The organism is Mycobacterium gordonae (genome assembly GCF_017086405.1).
Lineage (GTDB): Bacteria > Actinomycetota > Actinomycetes > Mycobacteriales > Mycobacteriaceae > Mycobacterium > Mycobacterium gordonae_D.
The window spans coordinates 6,952,115-6,972,014 of record NZ_CP070973.1 but is presented as its reverse complement, the minus strand read 5'-3'; the positions used below and the strand labels follow the sequence as shown (position 1 = coordinate 6,972,014).

The window sequence follows — 19,900 nt, the reverse complement described above, 5'->3', positions numbered from 1 at the left end:
GCTGATGTCTGACACAAGCCAGGAGAATTCGCCCGCGAATAAGCCGGAAATGACGGTCCCCGAGATGCGCAAATGGTTGCGCGAGTGGGTGGGCAAGGCCGTCGGGAAGTCCCCGGACTCGATCGACGAGTCCGTGCCGATGGTGGAGCTGGGTCTGGCGTCGCGCGATGCCGTCGCGATGGCCGCCGACATCGAGGACCTGACCGGTGTCACGCTGTCAGTGGCCGTGGCCTTCCAGCACCCGACCATCGAGTCGCTGGCCACCCGCATCATCGAGGGCGAGCCCGAATCGGCCGAGGATGACTCCGACGCCGCCGACTGGACCCGCACCGGCCCGGCCGAACGCGTCGACATCGCGATCGTGGGTCTGTCCACCCGCCTCCCCGGCGACATGAACACCCCGGACGAGACCTGGGCGGCGCTGATGGAAGGCCGCGACGCCATCACCGACTTGCCCGAGGGCCGCTGGTCGGAGTTCCTGGAGGAGCCGCGGCTGGCCGAGCGGGTCGCCCAGGCCCGCACCCGGGGCGGCTACCTCAAAGACATCAAGGGTTTCGACTCCGAGTTCTTCGCGGTCGCCAAGACCGAGGCCGACAACATCGACCCGCAGCAGCGGATGGCGTTGGAACTGACCTGGGAGGCGCTCGAGTACGCCCGCATTCCGGCGTCCAGCCTGCGCGGTGAATCGGTCGGCGTCTTCGTCGGGGTCACCAACAACGACTACGGCTTCCTGGCTATCTCGGACCCGACCGTCGCGCATCCGTACGCGATCACCGGCAACTCGGGCGCGGTCATCGCCAACCGGGTGTCGTACTTCTTCGATTTCCGCGGCCCGTCGGTAATGGTCGACACCGCCTGCTCGAGTTCGCTGGTGGCGATCCACCAGGGCGTGCAGGCGCTGCGCAACGGCGAGGCCGACGTGGTGGTGGCCGGCGGCGTGAACGCGCTGGTCACTCCCGCGGTGACGCTTGGTTTCGACGAGATCGGCGCGGTGCTGGCGCCGGACGGCCGGATCAAGTCGTTCTCCGCCGACGCCGACGGCTACACCCGCTCCGAGGGCGGCGGCATGCTGGTGCTCAAGCGCGTCGACGACGCGCGCCGCGACGGCGACCAGATCCTGGCCGTCATCGCCGGTAGCGCCGTCAACCACGACGGCCGCTCCAACGGCCTGATCGCGCCCAACCAGGACGCCCAGGCCGAGGTGCTGCGCCGGGCCTACAAGGACGCCGGCATCGACCCGCGCAGCGTCGACTACATCGAGGCGCACGGCACCGGCACCATCCTGGGTGACCCGATCGAGGCCGAGGCGCTGGGCCGCGTCGTCGGCAAGGGACGTCCCGCGGACCGGCCTGCGCTGCTCGGCGCGATCAAGACCAATGTCGGACACCTGGAGTCCGCCGCCGGCGCGGCCAGCATGGCCAAGGTCGTGCTGGCGCTGCAGCACGACAAGCTGCCGCCGTCGATCAACTTCGCCGGACCCAGCCCCTACATCGACTTCGACGCCATGCGCCTGAAGGTCGTCGACCAGGCCACCGACTGGCCCCGTTACGGCGGCTACGCGCTGGCCGGGGTGTCGAGCTTCGGCTTCGGCGGCGCCAACGCCCACCTGGTGGTGCGCGAGGTGCTGCCGCGCGACGTCATCGAGCGGGAGCACGAGGAGCCGGTGGCCGCGCCGCAGGCCGCCGTGGTGTCCGCCGGTGGCGAGCTCACCGAAGGTGTCGGTCACTCGCTGCGCTTCGACGAATACGGCGAGATCATCGACGACGACGCGCCGGCCGCCGCGGAGGACGCGTACGAGCTGCCGGGCGTCACCGAAGAGGCCCTGGCGCTCAAGGAAGCGGCGCTGGAAGAGCTTGCCGGGCAGGAACTTCCGCCCCCCACCATCCCCTTGGCGATCTCGGCGTTCCTGACCTCGCGCAAGAAGGCCGCGGCCGCCGAGCTCGCGGACTGGATGGAGAGCCCCGAGGGGCAGGCGTCGTCGCTGGAGTCGATCGGCCGCTCGCTGTCGCGCCGCAACCACGGCCGCTCGCGCGCGGTGGTGCTGGCCCACGACCACGAAGAAGCGATCAAGGGACTGCGCGCGATCGCCGAGGGCAAGCAGCGGCCGAACGTGTTCAGCACCGACGGCCCGGTGACCAACGGCCCGGTCTGGGTGCTCGCCGGTTTCGGCGCGCAGCACCGCAAGATGGGCAAGAGCCTGTACCTGCGCAATCCGGTGTTCGCGGAGTGGATCGAGAAGGTCGACGCGCTGGTCCAGGACGAACTGGGCTACTCGGTGCTCGAGCTGATCCTGGACGACTCGCAGGACTACGGCATCGAGACCACCCAGGTCACCATCTTCGCGATCCAGATCGCCCTCGGTGAGCTGCTCAAACACCACGGCGCCAAGCCCGCCGCGGTGGTCGGGCAGTCGCTGGGCGAGGCGGCGTCGGCGTACTTCGCCGGCGGCCTGTCGCTGCAGGACGCCACCCGCACCATCTGCTCGCGTTCGCACCTGATGGGCGAGGGCGAGGCGATGCTGTTCGGCGAGTACATCCGGTTGATGGCGCTGGTGGAGTACTCGGCCGACGAGATCAAGACGGTGTTCTCCGACTTCCCGGACCTGGAAGTATGCGTCTACGCCGCGCCCACCCAGACCGTCATCGGCGGCCCGCCCGAGCAGGTCGACGCGATCATCGCCCGCGCTGAATCCGAGGGCAAGTTCGCCCGCAAGTTCCAGACCAAGGGCGCCAGCCACACCCAGCAGATGGACCCGCTGCTCGGCGAACTCGCCGCCGAGTTGCAGGGCATCAAGGCGATGAGCCCCACCTGCGGCATCTACTCCACGGTGCACGAGGGCCGCTACATCAAACCCGGCGGCGAGCCGATCCACGACGTCGACTACTGGAAGAAGGGGCTGCGGCACAGCGTCTACTTCACCCACGGCATCCGCAACGCCGTCGACAGCGGGCACACCACCTTCCTGGAGCTCGCACCCAACCCGGTGGCGCTGATGCAGGTCGGTCTCACCACCGCATCGGCCGGGCTGCATGACGCCCAGCTGATCCCGACGCTGGCCCGCAAGCAGGACGAGGTCGAGTCGATGATCTCGACCATGGCGCAGCTGTTCGTGCACGGCCACGACCTCGACGTGCGGACGCTGTTCACCCGGGCCAACGGACCGGAGGACTACGCGAACATCCCGCCGACCCGGTTCAAGCGCAAAGAGCACTGGCTGGACGCGCATTTCGCCGGCGATGGCTCGATCTTGATGCCGGGCGCCCACGTTGCCCTGCCCGACGGTCGCCATGTGTGGGAGTACTCCCCGCGGGAGAAGACGCCCGATCTGGTGGCGCTGGTCAAAGCGGCCGCGTCGGCGGTGCTGCCGGACGCAACGCTGACGGCCGCCGAACAGCGCGCGGTGCCCGGCGAGGGTGCCCGGTTGGTGACGACGCTGACCCGGCATCCCGGCGGCGCCTCGGTGCAGGTGCACGCCCGCATCGACGAGTCCTTCACCCTGGTCTACGACGCGCTGGTCGCTCGTGGCGGTTCCGAGGCGGTACTGCCCGCGGCCGTCGGGGCCGGCACGGCGATCGCGGCAGCCGAGTCGGGCACGTCGTCGGTGGCGGTTGTGGAAGAGGACGACGCCGAGACGCTGACCGATAGCTTGACCAACCGCTACCTGCCGTCGGATGTCGGCCGCTGGTCGCCGGACTCCGGCGAGACGATCGCCGAGCGGCTGGGCACCATCGTGGCCGCGGCGATGGGGTATGAGCCGAGGACCTGCCCTGGGAGGTGCCGCTGATCGAGCTCGGCCTGGACTCGCTGATGGCGGTGCGGATCAAGAACCGCGTCGAATACGACTTCGACCTGCCGCCGATTCAGCTGACGGCGGTGCGCGACGCCAATCTCTACGCGGTGGAGAAGCTGATCGAGTACGCGATCGAGCACCGCGACGAGGTCGAGCAGCTGCACGAATACCAGAAGACGCAGACCGCCGAGGAAATAGCGCGGGCGCAGGCCGAGCTGATCAGTGGGGCATCACCGGCCAACCTGGTGGCGCCGGCGCCCGACCCGCAGGCCGAGCCGCAGACCCAGCCCGAACCCGTGGCGGAGGCAGCGCCCTCGGATGGGTCGCCACCCCCGTCGGACGTGCCGATCCCGCCGCCACCGACCAATCCCACCGGCCCGGGCACCAACGGCGCCGCCGGGAACGGCGAAAAGCCCACGGCGGGTGCACTCAGCCAGGAGGCCGTGGCCAAGGCGCTCAACTCCGATGTCCCGCCCCGGGACGCCGCCGAACGCGTCGTCTTCGCGACCTGGGCGGTGGTCACCGGAAAATCCGCCGGCGGCATCTTCAACCCGTTGCCCAAGCTCGACGACGAGAAGGCCGCCAAGATGGCGCAGCGGCTCTCCGAGCGCGCCGAAGGGCCGATCACGGTCCAGGACGTGCAGAGTTCGGACACGATCGAGGCGCTGGCAGAGAAGGTGCGTAACTACCTGGAGGCCGGCGTGATCGACGGCTTCGTGCGCACCCTGCGGCCGCCCCAGGAGGGCAGCTCGCGCACACCGGTATTCGTGTTCCACCCCGCCGGTGGCTCGACGGTGGTGTACGAGCCGCTGCTCAAACGGTTGCCGTCGGACACGCCGATGTACGGTCTCGAACGAGTCGAGGGGTCGATCGAAGAACGTGCCGCGCAGTACGTCCCGAAGCTCGTCGAGATGCAGGGCGACGGGCCCTACATTCTGGCCGGCTGGTCGCTGGGCGGGGTGCTGGCCTACGCGTGCGCGATTGGGTTGAAGCGCCTGGGCAAGGACGTCAAGTGGGTCGGCCTGATCGACGCGGTGCGCGCCGGCGAGGAGATCCCGCAGACCAAGGAAGAGGTCCGCAAGCGCTGGGACCGTTACGCCAAGTTCGCCGAGAAGACGTTCAACGTCACCATCCCGGCGATCCCGTACGAGCAGCTCGAGGAGCTCGACGACGACGGCCAGGTGCGTTTCGTGCTGGACGCCGTCAGCCAGAGCGGCGTGCAGATCCCGGCCGGCATCATCGAGCACCAGCGCACGTCGTACCTGGACAACCGGGCGATCGACACCGCCGAGATCCAGCCGTTCGACGGCCACGTCACCCTCTACATGGCCGATCGATACCATGACGACGCGATCATGTTCGAGCCGCGGTACGGCATCCGCAAGCCCGACGGCGGCTGGGGTGAGTACGTTGCCGACCTGGAGGTCGTTCCGATCGGTGGCGAGCACATTCAGGCCATCGACGAGCCGATCATCGCCAAGGTGGGCGAGCACATGAGCCGCGCGCTGGACGACATCGAATCTGAACTGGCTAGTGAGGTGGGGAAGTAAGTGACGGAATTAGCTCCAGAACCGGCTGCAATCGTCGTACATTCCACTGCCGAGAAGCTGGCCGAGCTACGCGCTCGTCTGGAGCAGGCCAAGGAACCGGGCGGCGAGAAGGCCGCGGCCAAACGGGACAAGAAGGGCATCCCGAGTGCGCGAGCCCGTGTGCACGCGCTGGTCGACCCGGGCACTTTCTTCGAGATCGGGGCGCTGTGCAAGACCCCGGGTGACCCCAACGCGCTCTACGGCGACGGCGTGGTCACCGGCCACGCGCTGATCGACGGCCGCCCGGTCGGGGTCTTCTCGCACGACCAGACCGTCTTCCAGGGCACCGTCGGGGAGATGTTCGGCCGCAAGGTGGCCCGGCTGATGGAGTGGTGTGCGATGGTCGGCTGTCCGATCGTCGGTATCCAGGACTCCGGTGGCGCCCGCATCCAGGACGCGGTCACCTCGCTGGCGTGGTACGCCGAGCTGGGCCAGCGTCACGAGGCGCTGTCCGGGGTGGTGCCGCAGATCTCCCTGATCTTCGGCAAGTGCGCCGGGGGAGCGGTGTATTCGCCGATCCAGGACGACCTGCTGGTCTCGGTGCGTGACCAGGGCTACTTCTTCGTCACCGGTCCCGACGTGATCCGCGAGGTCACCGGTGAGGACGTCACGCTCGACGAGCTCGGTGGCTCCGACGCGCAGGCCCGCTACGGCAACATCCACCAGGTGGTGAACTCCGAGGCCGAGGCGTTCCAGTACGTGCGCGAGTTCTTGTCGTTTCTGCCGTCCAACTGCTTCACCAAGCCGCCGGTCATCAATCCCGGGCTGGAACCGGAGATCACCCCGACCGACCTGGAACTCGACTCGATCGTGCCGGACTCCGACAACGCGGCCTACGACATGCACGAGATCCTGCTGCGCATCTTCGACGACGGCGACTTCCTGGAGGTCGCGGCGCAGCACGGGCCGGCCATCATCACCGGTTATGCCCGGGTCGACGGCCGCCCGGTGGGTGTGATCGCCAACCAGCCCATGCACCTGTCCGGGGCGATCGACAACGAGGCTTCCGACAAGGCGGCGCGGTTCATCAGGTTCTGCGACTCGTTCCAGATCCCGCTGGTGTTCGTGGTGGACACGCCCGGGTTCCTGCCGGGCGCCGAGGAGGAGAAGCGGGGCATTATCAAGCGCGGCGGCCGGTTCCTGTACTCGGTGGTCGAAGCCGACGTGCCGAAGGTGACCATCACCATCCGCAAGTCCTACGGCGGCGCCTACGCGGTGATGGGTTCCCGGCAGCTGACCGCCGACTTCAACTTCGCCTGGCCCACCGCGCGCATCGCGGTGATCGGCGCAGAAGGTGCCGCGCAGCTGCTGGTGAAGCGCTTCCCGGACCCGACCGCGCCCGAGGTGCAGCAGATCAAGAAGGATTTCATCGAGGGCTACAACCTCAACATGGCTATTCCGTGGATCGCCGCGGAGCGCGGGTTCATCGACGCGGTGATCGACCCGCACCAGACCCGGTTGCTGCTGCGCCGGTCATTGCATCTGTTGCGGGACAAGCAGAGCTGGACACGGCTGGGGCGTAAGCACGGGCTCATTCCGGTCTAGTCCGGTCTGCTCGGCGCAGGCTAGCGGTATCACCCGCGTTGGGTCAACAAGTGTGACCCGACTGATACAGATGCGTTTGATGCGCGCTTGACCCAGCGTTATGATCCGCACCTGCCCGCCGGTGATCGCACGATCCCCGGCCCGGCATGACAGAGCGGTCATGGCGTGGTGGGAGGTGTCCGATGTCCTATGTGATTGTCGAGTCCGAAGCGGTGGCGGCATCGGTCGCGGACATTGCCCGCGAGGGTGCCCTGATGACGACGGCGAGTGCGGCCGCGGCATCATCGACGACGGGGGTGCTGGCCGCCGCAGCGGACGAGGTGTCGGGGGCCATCGCGGCGCTGTTCTCCGCCCACGGCCAGGCATATCAGGCGCTTAGCACGCGAGCCGGCGCATTTCATGCCCAGTTCGTGCGGCTTCTGTCGGCTGGAGCGGGTTCGTATGCCTTGGCTGAAGCCACCGCCGCGGCGCCCTTGCAGAGCCTGCTCGACGTCGTTAACGCGCCGGTCCAGGCGTTGACCGGGCGCCCGTTGATCGGTAATGGCGGCAACGGCGCGGCGGGGACCGGGTCTCCCGGCGGGCCGGGTGGCTGGTTGATCGGCAACGGTGGGGCCGGTGGGTCCGGAGCGGCGGGCACGGGCGGGGCCGGCGGTGCCGGCGGACCGGCCGGGTTGCTCGGCGCGGGCGGCGCGGGCGGAGCCGGCGGGTCTTCGACGGTCGGCGCCGGCGGGCGCGGTGGCGCCGGCGGGGCCGCGGGCTTGTTCGGGGCCGGTGGGTCCGGCGGGGCCGGCGGGTTCTCCACAGGCGGGGCCGGGGGCGCCGGTGGGGCTGGCGGCGCTGCGGGCCTGCTGGCGGGGCCTGCCGGGGTAGGCGGTTACGGGGGGGTGTCGGACGGTGGTGGCGCCGGTGGCGTCGGTGGGTCCGGCGGCGCCGGCGGATGGTTTAGCGGAGGTGGCGCCGGCGGGGCCGGCGGTCGCAGCGACGGTGCAGTCGGTGGGGCGGGCGGGGCCGGTGGCGCCGGCGGGCTGTTTTCCAGCGGCGGGCCCGGCGGCATCGGGGGCTACGGCAACGGCGGCCCCGGCGGGCCGGGCGGCGCCGGCGGGGCCGGCGGCCTGTTCGGCGGCGGGGGGGACGGCGGGGCCGGCGGGTTCAGCAGCGGGGCTGCGGGGGCCGGCGGACCCGGCGGCAACGCAGGCATGCTCTCGGTGGGTGCCGCCGGCGGCGCCGGCGGAGCGGGCGGGCAAAGCGGCTCCGCGATCGGTGGGACCGGCGGTGCTGGCGGGCCCGGCGGCAACGCCGGCATGTTGTTCGGCACCGGTGGCGCGGGCGGTGCCGGCGGGTTGAGCCGCTTCGCCGCCGGGCAAGGCGGAGCAGGCGGTGATGCAGGCTTCCTCGCCGGCTCCGGCGGGGCTGGTGGATCCGGTGGTACCGCTGGGTTTAACAACGGCGGCTCCGGCGGTGTCGGCGGCAAGGCTGGCCTGATCGGCAACGGCGGCAACGGCGGTGGCGCCGGGACATCCGGGTTCGGAGGCGCCGGCGGCAATGCCGTGCTGATCGGCACGGGCGGTAACGGCGGGACCGGGGTAACCCTTATCCGGACCGGTGCCGGCGGGATCGGTGGGCTGCTGTTGGGTCTGGACGGCTCCAACGCTGCGGTAAGCACCTCACCCTTGCACGCCGTGCAGCAACAGGTGCTCAACACCGTGAACGCGCCCGTTCAGGCACTCACTGGACGCCCCTTGATCGGCAACGGCGCCAACGGGCTCGCGGGTACCGGGTCACCGGGCGGGCCCGGCGGGTGGGTGTTCGGCAACGGCGGCAACGGCGGGTCCGGACCGATCGGGGGCATCGGCGGTGCCGGCGGGCCCGGCGGGACCTTCTTCGGCAGCGGTGGCGCCGGTGGGTTGGGTGGTGCTAACGGGGCCGGACCGGGTGGGGCCGGCGGCGCCGGCGGCGCTGCATTCCTGTTCGGAGCAGGCGGTACGGGAGGGGCGGGCGGATCCGCGGCGAACGGTTCCGGCGGTGTAGGCGGCGTGGGCGGCGGGGGTGGATTGTTCGACGCCGGCGCGGCCGGCGGAGCGGGTGGGCTCAGTGTGATCGGCGGTGCCGGTGGGGCCGGCGGAGCCGGCGGTGGTGGTGGGCTGTTCGCCGGCGGCGGCGGGGGCGGGGTCGGCGGTACGGGTGTGGCGGGCACCGGCGGTGTCGGCGGGGCGGGCGGCGCCGGCGGGCTGTTCGCCGGCGGCGGTCTGGGCGGGGTCGGCGGGCACGGTTTCAGCGGCGCCGGCGGCGCGGGCGGTGCCGGCGGTGCCGGCGGGCTATTCGGCGGGGTGGTGGCGGTGGCGCCGGCGGATTCGGCGCCGGTGGCTCTTTGTTCGGCGGGGCTGGGGGCGCCGGCGGCAATGCCGGCCTGCTCGCTCTGGGCGCCGCCGGCGGCGCCGGCGGGGTGGGCGGGACTTGTTTGGCCACAGGCGGGGCTGGTGGCGTCGGTGGCAACGCCGGCCTGTTGTTCGGCTTCGGCGGCGCTGGCGGGCTGGGGGGGTTCGGCGCCGGCAACGGTGGGGGTGCCGGCGGCGCCGGTGGCAGCGCCGGCATGGTCTTTGGCTCGGGCGGCGCCGGAGGGGCAGGCGGCGCCGGCGGCGCGGCCACTAGCGGCGGCGCCGGGGGCTCGGGCGGCAAGTCCGGACTGATCGGCAACGGCGGTGACGGCGGGGCCGGAGGGGAAGGCTTAGGCAGCGGTGGTGCTGGCGGGGCGGCTGGCGCCACCGTGCTGATCGGCAACGGCGGCAACGGGGGTAACGGTGGGACCGGTGCGCCAGCGGGCAAAGCCGGCCAAGGCAGCCCCGCCGGGCTGCTGTTCGGCCGCGACGGGTACAGCGGGCTACCGTAGACGGGGCCAGTCGGGTAGCGGGCAACCGCTCAGAGTCGCAACGCTCCGTCGGCCAGTTCCTCGAAACGGTCCATCGCCTCCTCGCCGTCGGCGTCTATGCCGCGCAGCGGACCGCGATCGGCGAGGTAGCGCTGGGCGTACAACCGCGCCACGAGCGCCTTGCGGTCAGCGCCACGCGTCTCCCGTTCCCAAGCCGCCTGCTCGGTCAACAGTGCGCCCGCGTACACGTCGCCCATGAACTGAGCGAGCGGGAACAGCCGCGCCTCGGACACCGCGTCGTCCAGCTTCTCCCACGCGGTGACGGCCGCCTCCAGGTCGTCGATCCGCTCGGCCACCAGGCCGGTGGTCTCGTCGTCGTCGGACACCGACACCGCATCACGCAGCCGGGTCAACAACGCTTCGTGGGCGCGCGATTGCCGGATGCCGCGGCGCACGTCCAGGCACAGGATGTTGTCCGGCCCCTCCCAGATGGTGTTGACCTGACCGTCCCGCAAAAGCCTTGCCACCGGCCAGGTTTCGATGTAGCCGTTGCCGCCGTGAATCTCGATCGCGTCGGATGCCGCCGTGATGCCCAGGCGGGCGACCTTGAGCTTGGTGACCGGCACCGCGATGCGCTGCCGGATGCTGCGCGGCTGGCGGTGATTCGCCGCTCCGGTGCCGTCGAAGACCAGCGCCTGGGCGGCTTCGACGTCGACGATCAGCTCGGCGAGCTTGCGCCGCATCAACGGCTTGTCGATCAGCGCTCCACCGAAGGCCCGGCGCTGACGCGCATAACACAGCGACTCGACCAGGGCGCGGCGCGCGTTGGCCAGCCCGAACAGCGCGATGCCCAGGCGCGCGGAGTTGGTCAGCTCCATCATCCGGCCCAGGCCCTTGCCGTCGGACGGTCCCGACTCGCCGGACGGCTCACCGGAGAGTAGAAAAGCTTCCGCATCGACGAATTCGACCTCTCCGGAGGCGACCGAGCGAGTGCCGAGCTTGTCCTTCAGCCGGCGAACCCGCACCCCGTTGCGCGAACCGTCCCGACGGGTGCGCAGCACCAGAAAGTTGGCGACACCGCGGCTGGAATCCGGCGCTCCCTCGGGCTTGGCCAGCACGACGAAGGCCTCCCCGGCGCAGTTCGACGCGAACCACTTGAAGCCGTTGAGCACCCACGCGTCGCCCGAGCGCCGCGCGGTCGTCTCCAGCGCACCCAGATCCGAACCGCCGGTGCGTTCGGTCAGCAATTGCGCTGTCTCGCCTGCCCATTCGCCGGAATCGAATTTCGCCAACACATGGTCGCGCACGTCGGCCGGCGCGTACGCGGCCACCAGCGACTGCACCATGCCGCCACCGGTTCCCAGCGCACAACCCATCCCGATGTCGGCCTGGTTCAGCAGATAGTTCGATGCGAACATCGCCAGGGACGAGCGAAAACCGGCACCTCGACACGCATCCCGCAACGATCCCTGGGCATCGAGCACCGCGCGCTTGGCGGCGGTAAACGACGGCGGCATCACCACCCGGCTGACGTCATGGCCCCAGCGGTCATAGCGCTCCAGCCGCGGTGGATTGCGGTCGGTCTCTTCTGCCCAGCGGGCGACCGGCCCGCCCATCAGGTCGCCGATCCCGCTCAGATGGGGTTCCACCACGGCCAGCTCGTCGGCCGTGAGGTAGTACGCCATGGTGAATTTCAGCGTGGGGTCGGTGCGGTACCAATTGAGGCCGACCGCGCCGGTGTAATCCTCGGTCCGGTAGCGCTGTGACTTCTCCGGGGTCGAGAAGGGCAGCCGATCCACGCCTTCGAGCTCGTAATCGCTCATGCCGCGACCGTATTACAGATTTGCCGGCTTACACGGGTGCCACGAACTCCGAGGTGTAGTACTCGCCCGGGGCCTGGTTATGCGGGTTCGGGGTCGTGACCGTGACCCAGACGCCGGTGGTGCCCTGCTGAAGAGGCGCGGTGATGGTCACGTTCGCTTGACCGGACGGGTCGGTGTCGACGCCGCTGTAGGCGGTGCCCGGGTCGCCGCGTCCACAGGTCGCCGACGCCGGGCGTGGCACCTGAATCAGGCCGACGTCGTAATGCATGCCCGCTTGGTTGGAGATGACCAGGTTGATGTCCGCGCTCACGGTCGAACCCGTCGTACGGAAGAGGACCACGCCGCGACCCAGCGAAGTGCGCGGTGCCTGGATGGCCGTTTTGACGACGCTGGCGTCGCAGTTTCGCAGCACCGAACTGATCGGTACCGGACCCGTTGCGGCCGCCGTGCCCGCCCCGAGGGTGGCCGTCGAAGCCGTCATCACAATGAGCGCCGAAGCACAAGTCCCGAAGCCAGTCAGCGTGCGCATCTGCCCGTCCGTTCCACCGTCAAGTGCCCTCCCAGACCCGGGTTAGATATTGACTCCGAGTTGCACGGCTAAACCTGTGCCGAAGATGGCTGTGCCGTGTCAGCGCCGCTGCGGCGCGAATGATCCCTATCGGTTCTCCGATAGGACCAGATAGTCGGTCAGCGCATTGCCCAGCGCCACCGCTCCCAGCGCGGTGGGGTGCAGCGGCACGCTACTGCCCTCGGTGATGTAGCCCTCCACGTAGCGTTCGCTCGCCGGGGCGCACATGTCGTGGCCCTCGGACAGCGATCGGGTGTCGAAGAACTCCACCCCCTTGTCGGCGGCGAGTTGGCGTTGCCGCTCGTCGAGCTCGTCGACCTTGGCCTGCAGGTAGTTGGCGTCGCTGGGCAGCAGCGGTTGGGTGGGAAAGCAGCCACCGGGGCGGACGAAGATTCCGTAGCCCACCAGGATGATGCGCGCCCTGGGCGCACCGGCTCGCATCTGGTCGATCATCGCGGCCCACACCGGGACCTGCTCGCTGATGCTGCTCGAGACGCGGTCGATGTTGTCGACGACGAACGCCGCGGTACAGGGCCGCGGATTGGCCGCTTTGACCTGACATGACTCCGCGTCGCCCGCCAACCCGACGTCGTTGGCGCCGATGGTGATGGTGATCAGGTCCGTCGGCGGACCGACCATGTCGAGTTGGCGAGGGATCAGCCCGTGGTCTGTCCGCTGTTCCCGGTTGACGACATCATCGGTGGTGGCTCCGCTGCACGTGACGTCGTGGAACGCGGCGGCCGCGAGACGACGGGCCAGCACGGCCGGATAGTTGTTGGTCGACTTGTGACAGCCGCGCGGCGCCGCCGGCTCCGGCACGCCGGGCGCTGCCGCGAACGAATCGCCCATCGCGACGTAATTGGACCGGGCGGCCGAGCCGGGGCCGGCTGTGGGCGGCGCCACGCAACCGGCGGACGCAACACTCACAAGCATGGTGATGCCAACGCCCCTCGCCCACATGCCATCCAGTGTTTCATCTCGGTTCGAGACCGTGCCTGATGCAATAACCCCGGCGGCAGACCGCAGAAGTGAACTCCTCGAAGGGGATTGATGGCCGGAGAAATGTCGCGGCGGCAACTCGGTGTCGCAGCGGGAGCAGCGCTGACAGCCGTCGTTGCCGCGTGTGGCGCCTACGACGACACGCCCGCCCCGTCCCCGAGCCCCACCACGCCCCCGAACACCGAGATCTCCGCGTCCTTGGTGGGCTACGTCGGACGCCGCCATTGCCCCACGCGGGCCGAATCCGGGCTTATGGTGATGCGGTGCAGGGGACGCACTTCGGGCGCTACCGGTTGCAGAGTGTTCTGGGCCAGGGCGGCATGGGTGAGGTGTGGCGCGCCTATGACACCGAGACCAACCGCGTCGTGGCGGTCAAGCTCCTGCCCCCGCAGCTGGCCACCGACCGGACGTTCGTGCGGCGATTCCGCCGCGAAGCGGAGGCAGCCGCGCAGCTCAACGATCCGCACATCATCCCGATCCACCACTACGGTGAAATCGACGGCCGGCTGTACGTCGACATGCGGCTGGTCGAGGGGCGTGACCTGGAAGAAACCCTGGCGAACGGGCCACTGGCCCCCCGGCGGGCGGTACACATCGTCGAGCAGGTCGCCCGGGCGCTGCGCGCCGCGCACAAGATCGGCCTGGTGCACCGCGACGTCAAACCGGGCAACATCCTGGTCGGCGAGGACGATTTCGCGTATCTGATCGATTTCGGCATCGCCCGGGGCGCAGACGATGCCGGACTGACCGGCTCCCGGGAGATGATCGGCAGCTGGCCGTACATGGCACCGGAGCGGTTGATGGCCGCAGACGCCGACGCCCGGGCCGACATCTACGCCCTGACGTGTGTGCTGTACGAGTGCCTGACCGGCAACCGGCCCTTTCCGGGCGACTCGCTGGAAAGTCAGGTCACCGCGCACCTGACGTTGCCACCGCCGCGGCCGTCGGCAACCCGGCCTGACCTGCCGGTCGAACTCGACGCCGTCATCGCCAAAGGCATGGCCAAAGAGCCCGGCGACCGGTACCAGACCGTCACGGAACTGGCCGCCGCCGTTCAAGAAGCGCCGCTCGATCCCGAGACCGCCAGCAGTGCCCCGACCCTGACCGCGACCCCGGCGGTGACCGCCGTCGATGCCAAGCCACCGCTGTTCGCCCGGATGAGCCCGCGGGCGCGGATCGCGCTCGGCGCTGTTCTGGTCACCCTGGTCGCGGCCGTCGTCGTCACCATCACCGTCCGTGTCCACGCTGTCCGCACCCAGTCGCCCCCGGCAGCGGCTTCGAAGCCGTCTCCACCGCCGTCCCCGGTGCCGGTCGAGGTCGTGCTGCCGTTCGCCGGGCTCAACGGCCCGCTCGGGGTCGCGGCGGACGGCGCCGGCAACATCTACGTTGTCGACAACGGCAACAACCGGGTGGTGAAGCTGGATGCGGCCACCAGGGAACAGAGCGTGCTGCCGTTCCGCGACCTCCGGTACGCGGTCGGGATCGCGGTCGACGGCCGCGGCAACGTCTACGTCACCGACTCCTACAACGAGCGGGTGATCAAGCTGGCACCCGGCGCGGCGGGCCAGACCGTGGTGAAGCTGGAGCGGCTAGGTCCGCACGGCGTGGCGGCGGACGGCGTCGGCAACCTCTACGTCGCCGACTGGATCAAGGATCGGGTGCTGAAGGTGGCGGCCGGTACGGGGGCCCAGTCGGCGGTGCCCCTCACGGGACTGGACGGACCCGAGGGGGTGGCGGTGGATGGCGCCGGTGACGTCTATGTCGCCGATCTCGGCGACGGACAGGTGATCAAGCTGACCACCGCCACCGGCGCCCAGACGACGGTGCCGTTCTTCGGGCTGGTCAAGCCCTATGGCGTGGCGGTGGACGGCGCCGACAACGTCTACGTCAGCGATTCGGGCACCGGCCGGGTGGTGCGCGTGGCGGGCGGTACCGGTACCCAGACGGTGCTGCCCTTTCCCGAGCTCGACGGTCCGCGCGGCCTGGCCGTGGATGGCGCCGGGAATCTCTACGTCGCCGAGACCGGCAAGAACCGGGTGCTGAAGCTGCCGAAGGCTTGATCAGCCTGATTCATCACCTCCTCGGGACGCGGACTCTCTACGCGATCGTCGGCAAGCAGAGGGGAGCGCTGTCAATGAGGGCACAGACACTCGTTCATCGGCGCGACAGTGGTCGGAAAGTCGATATTCACCACGTGGTTGTTCGGCGTAGCAATCATCAGGTCAGCCAGGGAGAAGGCCGCAGCAATCAGGCCCGCTGTCCGGAGAGGACTCGTCGGTTGGTACGGCTGTCGGGATGCCGGCGAGACTGACTGTGCTGCATCGCCCTTGATCGGTCAGCCGAACCAGTGGAATGGAGCGACCAGTGGTGCACAGCTTGCGTGACGGGGAGTGCATCCACCGGACCACTACGAGGTCGGCGGCGATCAACAGGTGTTGCCCCCGCAGCGCCCTCTTGAGGCGACGGATCGAGACCACCAGTGCAGCAACGTTCGACACCATGAATTAAGGGAGAACAGATGGGCATCGACCCGGCGCCGCAGCACCACCAGGTATCCGAGACGTTGGAGCAATTGAAACGATTCAATACCCTTCTCGAGAACCAGATGATCCAGTCCGAGACGGGATCCTTCACTGCCTCGGATGAAGAGAAGACGGTCACCGCCACCATCAACGGGCACCGCTTGTTGACCGGTTTGTCCATCGAGGAGGGCATGCTGCGGCTGGGCGCCGAAACCGTCGAGCAGCGGATCAACGAGGCGATTGCCAACGCGCAGGCTGAGGCGACGGCAGCCATCGCCGGAAAGCAGCAGCAAATGATCGCATCCCTGATCGAAGTCACCGCTAATCTGGCGAAATCGGTGGGCCTTTCCCTCTGAGGCGCCGCGACCGACTGCGGCGGCCGCCGTGCAGCTTTTCATCGTAGGAGCGCCGAGATCGGGGACCACGATCGTCACCCAGTACCTCAATTTTCACTGCGATGTGCAGCTTTTCGACGAGATCGACCTGCTGCAGGTCAGTCGACGCGGCTCGTCGGTGGTGGGAACTCTACGGTCCTTCCTGACTGATCGCGGCGTCTACGCCGACTTTCGGCGATATGCGAGGGAAGCGGCCGATCCAGCTCATGCCTTGCGCAGGGTGATGAGCGAGTTCACCGGCCCGGGCACCATCTGGGGTGAGAAGAACCCTTGGTATGCGACCCAACTGAGTGCGCTGCGCCGGGTGTTTCCGGACGCTGTGCCCGTCTTCGTGCTGCGAGACCCGCGCGAGGTCGTGAATTCCATGTTGGCGCACCGGGACTCGCCCATGCGCAGGTCCGTCGACTTCTGGATCAAGGACACGGTGCCAGGGGCCTTGGAGCTGGTCAGGAAGTGCCTGCAACCGCTCGACACCGATTCGGACCAATTGGTCGTACTGAACTACGAGGCCTTCGCGGCTCGACCGGCAACGACCCTTAATGCCGCTTTGAGTCGGTGCGGTCTGACGTTCTCCGACCAGGCTCCTGACGTCGCCTATTCACCGCCTGAGACCGTCGGTGATCACCAGTTCCTCCGCAACGGCTCCCTCCTGCCATGGAAGGTCGGCAATCTGTGTCCGCTGCACCCGGCGGCGCCCGCGCGGGATCGCGCGGACGCCGGCGATCCAGCCTGGAAAGAGGTGGATGTCCTCGCGCGAAACCTGGGTTTCGATTGACGTGGAAAGTTCGCCGCGATCTACATTCCCCGGGATGGCGCTCACGCCTGATTCAACGGCCGGCCCTTCCGGTGATGACACCGAACCTCATCGCGTCCCGTTGAGCCACGCATTGCAAGCTCACCGGCCCGCGGTATGTTTCATCGCCAACATCGGGGACGCCTTGCTGACGCTACCGACGCTGCGGGCTTTAGGTGAACTATTCACCGCCCCAATCACTTTGATCTGCCCGAAGGTCGTCTTCGACCTGTGCTTTCGAGAGGTAAGTCAGCTTCATGTGGACACCACCGGGTTACCGCTGACCGGACCGCACCCAGTGCCGGGGGTACCCTTGCGATCCATCGATCACCAGACGCTGGCGGAACAAATCGGTGCCGTCGATGTATTCATCGATACCCTGGCATGGAACTCGTTGTCCAATGTCGTTATCCGCCCACTCGTGGAACGTCTTGCCCCCACGACGACGATCGGATTCCGCACCAAGCATGGCTACGACTTCGTAGTGACGAAAGAGGAATGCCACGCCGCAGATCTGACTTTCAAGCTGGCGCGCCTTTTCGATGCGTCGCTGCGCATCGAGAACTACGCTCAGCCAGTAGCCCTCCCGTCGTCCGTATGGGACCGGGTCCGGTCGATCCGGTCCGCCCTGCCTGATGGCACCAAGGTCCTTGCGGTACACGCCGACACGAATTGGGCCGAGAAGCGTTGGTCTGCAGAGAACTTCATTGAACTGCTGGACCGCTTTTTGTCGCGCCATCGCGACTTCGTCGTCTGGATCGTGGGAATGGGGCACGAGGAACTCAAGACCGGGCGCGAACGGGACCGGGTATTTCCCTACCTGGGAATGCCGCTCGATCTCGCCGTGGGCATGGTCTGCCGCGCGGATCTCTTCCTTGGGATCGATTCCGCTATGCTCCATGCCGCGGATTTGGGGGGCGTTCCCGGCGTTGGGCTCTTCGGTCCCACGCGCAGCGCGACCTGGGGGTTCAGATTCGAACACCACCGGCACGTTGACATGGCCACTATGGCAGACATCTCGGTGGAAGCTGTGCTCGATGCACTGGAAGAACTCGTCGATGACGCAGCCTCGCGGCAGTGACCATTGCCACTTATCCCTGATATGACACAGTTTGGGCAGGAGCTTAGACTTAAGGAAACGAAGACGGGTTCCAGGGAAATGCAATGTTGGGCGACGACAACTTCGAGGCCCTTGCGTGGCGGATGTTCGTATTAGCGAAATGCGCGGCGCCCCAGCGCCGTTGATAAGTAAGCAGCATCGGGGCTGCACCGCTGGGAGCTGAGTTCACGATGCGCCTCGAATCGGTGCCTGGCGGCATGGCAGAGTTCAGCCTGCATGGCGCCGGCGAACCGCCGCGATGTGGTTGCGCGGCAACGAATTTGACGTGCAGGAGCCGTGACTTGATGCCAGACGTCGATGCTGATCCTCAGCACGAGACGACGCTGGTCGACGCGTGCCTACTGGCCGCTGTGCGCCAGTTCTATGACTGCGCACTGTCATGGCACGATGTCGAACGCATTGCCGTCGCCGGAGATGGCGTCGAAGCAAAGGCGTTGCTGCTGCACGCTTTGAATTTCGATCTCTGGCATCACGAAGACGCGGTTCACCGAGTTGGTGCCGGCGACCACGAGATCGCTCGCAGGAAGCGTTGCATCGACGACCTAAACGGCCGGCGTTGCGCGACAATCGAAGACATCGACGTCACCCTGCTGGAGGGTCTCGATCCGAACCCGCGTGCTCCGCTACACACCGAGACGCCCGCAACCGTCGTTGATCGTCTATCGGTACTGGCACTGCGGATCTTGCACGCGAAACGAGCAACGGATCACCATTCGCGCGTTGTGCTGCTCCAAGAGCAATACGACGACCTGCTGGGGGGACTCGGAGAATTGCTGGCCGGCCTGCGGGCCGGCACCGCGAACTTTAAAGTCTATCGGCAATTCAAATCGGCCGGGCAGCGAAATTACTGCGGGCTCTTCGAGAAGCGCGAGACATGACCGTTTGAGCTTAGTAGGCGGCCGATTCCCACCATTCCCTCCAGTCCAGGTAAGGGTCAATGTGCTGTTCGTATTGCAGATGCAGAGCTAGCGAAGGGATCGGTGTGAAGAGTGTGACCTGCTCCCGCCAGATTCGGTTGATTGTCGAGGCTTCAAAAATATGCATAGCTTCTCCGTAGGGCGTGCTCGAATGCAGCGCAAGTAACTCAAAGAGTTTCCAATTCCGTCGGAGCGTTTCGATTTCCAACCAGCATGTGTTTGTCGTATGGGTATTAGTACGCCAATGCCGTCTCGTGCCCTGCAATACCCGGCAAGGCTCTTGCCGAAAAATCCTGCTCCAGTAGTTTTTCGGATCATCATAGGGGTGCAGCGCGACTTCCCGGCCGCCGAGTTGATTCTTGAACAGCGCATGCGCCTCCTGCATCTCCAGGATCGCCGACGGTGCGTGTAGGTAGTCGTCCTCGGCAAAATACACCAGGTCAGCAGCCTCGTCACGAGCCTTCGAGAAGGATGCTAAGCACGACGCGTTGTAACCGCTGTCTTTGAGGGGAACAAACTCGACCGCATGTCTGCATGCGGCGAGTATCCTGTGCAGCTTCATTATGGCCGCTGGCGAAGAATGGTCGTCGAAGACCCTCAATATGATATTGCCCTCGGCGCGATTGATCGCAGTGACGAGCGACTGCGCACAGCGAAGCATAATCTCACTCTTTGGTGCGCCGACATATCGGTGAGCGCCATGCACGCTGATATCCGAATGGGTTTGCAGATGTACGTCGAGGTTCATGTCGGTGGCTAGCTTAGCCCCCACCCACTGGTTGTGCGGATATGACAGCGATTCGCCCTCGGCGCCGCTGGGCATAATACGCGTGCACCCATTGTTCGGCGATTCGTGGTAGAGGTGATTTCACGGACGACTGGTGGAAAATCACAAAGTATTGACGCGGCAGTAGGACCGGGGCGGCGCATGCGGGCCTCGCTCCATCAGCGTGTGAATGAATTTTGCAAGCAG

The 19,900-nt window shown here is 67.7% G+C and carries 10 protein-coding genes and 2 pseudogenes; 8 read left to right on the top strand and 4 right to left on the bottom strand.

The window, feature by feature from the left end; translation table 11 throughout:
* Positions 1–4: 4 nt before the first annotated feature.
* From pks13 to JX552_RS30130, 3 genes and pseudogenes are all read left to right on the top strand, one after another.
* Positions 5–5,340, top strand: a pseudogene (gene pks13, locus JX552_RS30140) (polyketide synthase Pks13).
* Complete coding sequence (locus tag JX552_RS30135; protein ID WP_205875433.1) at positions 5,341–6,924, top strand: acyl-CoA carboxylase subunit beta; 1,584 nt, start codon at positions 5,341–5,343, stop codon at positions 6,922–6,924. It begins immediately after the preceding pseudogene.
* A gap of 182 nt (positions 6,925–7,106) precedes the next feature.
* Positions 7,107–9,811, top strand: a pseudogene (locus JX552_RS30130) (PE family protein).
* A 29-nt stretch (positions 9,812–9,840) separates the two neighbouring features.
* Here JX552_RS30130 and JX552_RS30120 read toward each other — a convergent pair.
* The 3 genes from JX552_RS30120 to JX552_RS30110 all read right to left on the bottom strand — a co-directional run bounded on the left by JX552_RS30120 (position 9,841) and on the right by JX552_RS30110 (position 13,108).
* On the bottom strand, positions 9,841–11,613 hold the full coding sequence (locus JX552_RS30120) for an acyl-CoA dehydrogenase family protein (RefSeq protein WP_205875430.1): 1,773 nt from the start codon (positions 11,611–11,613) through the stop codon (positions 9,841–9,843).
* 28 nt (positions 11,614–11,641) lie between these two features.
* A complete protein-coding gene (locus tag JX552_RS30115) occupies positions 11,642–12,142 on the bottom strand; it encodes a hypothetical protein (protein ID WP_205875429.1) in 501 nt (166 codons plus the stop codon).
* Positions 12,143–12,268: 126 nt separating this feature from the next.
* Positions 12,269–13,108, bottom strand: a complete 840-nt coding sequence (locus tag JX552_RS30110; protein ID WP_205875428.1) for an SGNH/GDSL hydrolase family protein — start codon at positions 13,106–13,108, stop codon at positions 12,269–12,271.
* A gap of 335 nt (positions 13,109–13,443) precedes the next feature.
* Here JX552_RS30110 and JX552_RS30105 point away from each other — a divergent pair, with 335 nt between their 5' ends.
* The 5 genes from JX552_RS30105 to JX552_RS30085 all read left to right on the top strand — a co-directional run bounded on the left by JX552_RS30105 (position 13,444) and on the right by JX552_RS30085 (position 18,888).
* Positions 13,444–15,240 carry a serine/threonine-protein kinase PknD gene (locus JX552_RS30105; protein ID WP_205875427.1) on the top strand — a complete coding sequence of 599 codons (1,797 nt, stop codon included), beginning with the start codon at positions 13,444–13,446 and terminating at the stop codon, positions 15,238–15,240.
* 458 nt (positions 15,241–15,698) lie between these two features.
* On the top strand, positions 15,699–16,058 hold the full coding sequence (locus JX552_RS33600) for a YbaB/EbfC family nucleoid-associated protein (RefSeq protein ID WP_205875426.1): 360 nt from the start codon (positions 15,699–15,701) through the stop codon (positions 16,056–16,058).
* A gap of 28 nt (positions 16,059–16,086) precedes the next feature.
* Positions 16,087–16,872, top strand: coding sequence for a sulfotransferase family protein (locus JX552_RS30095; protein WP_205875425.1), 786 nt, complete (start codon positions 16,087–16,089; stop codon positions 16,870–16,872).
* 34 nt (positions 16,873–16,906) lie between these two features.
* The gene (locus JX552_RS30090) at positions 16,907–17,971 is read left to right on the top strand and encodes a glycosyltransferase family 9 protein (protein ID WP_205875424.1); all 1,065 of its coding nucleotides are present in this window, start codon (positions 16,907–16,909) and stop codon (positions 17,969–17,971) included.
* 323 nt (positions 17,972–18,294) lie between these two features.
* On the top strand, positions 18,295–18,888 hold the full coding sequence (locus JX552_RS30085; protein WP_205875423.1) for a DUF4254 domain-containing protein: 594 nt from the start codon (positions 18,295–18,297) through the stop codon (positions 18,886–18,888).
* Positions 18,889–18,898: 10 nt separating this feature from the next.
* Here JX552_RS30085 and JX552_RS30080 read toward each other — a convergent pair whose 3' ends face one another.
* Positions 18,899–19,750: a hypothetical protein gene (locus JX552_RS30080; protein ID WP_205875422.1), complete on the bottom strand. Its 852-nt coding sequence runs from the start codon at positions 19,748–19,750 to the stop codon at positions 18,899–18,901.
* Positions 19,751–19,900 lie beyond the last annotated feature (150 nt).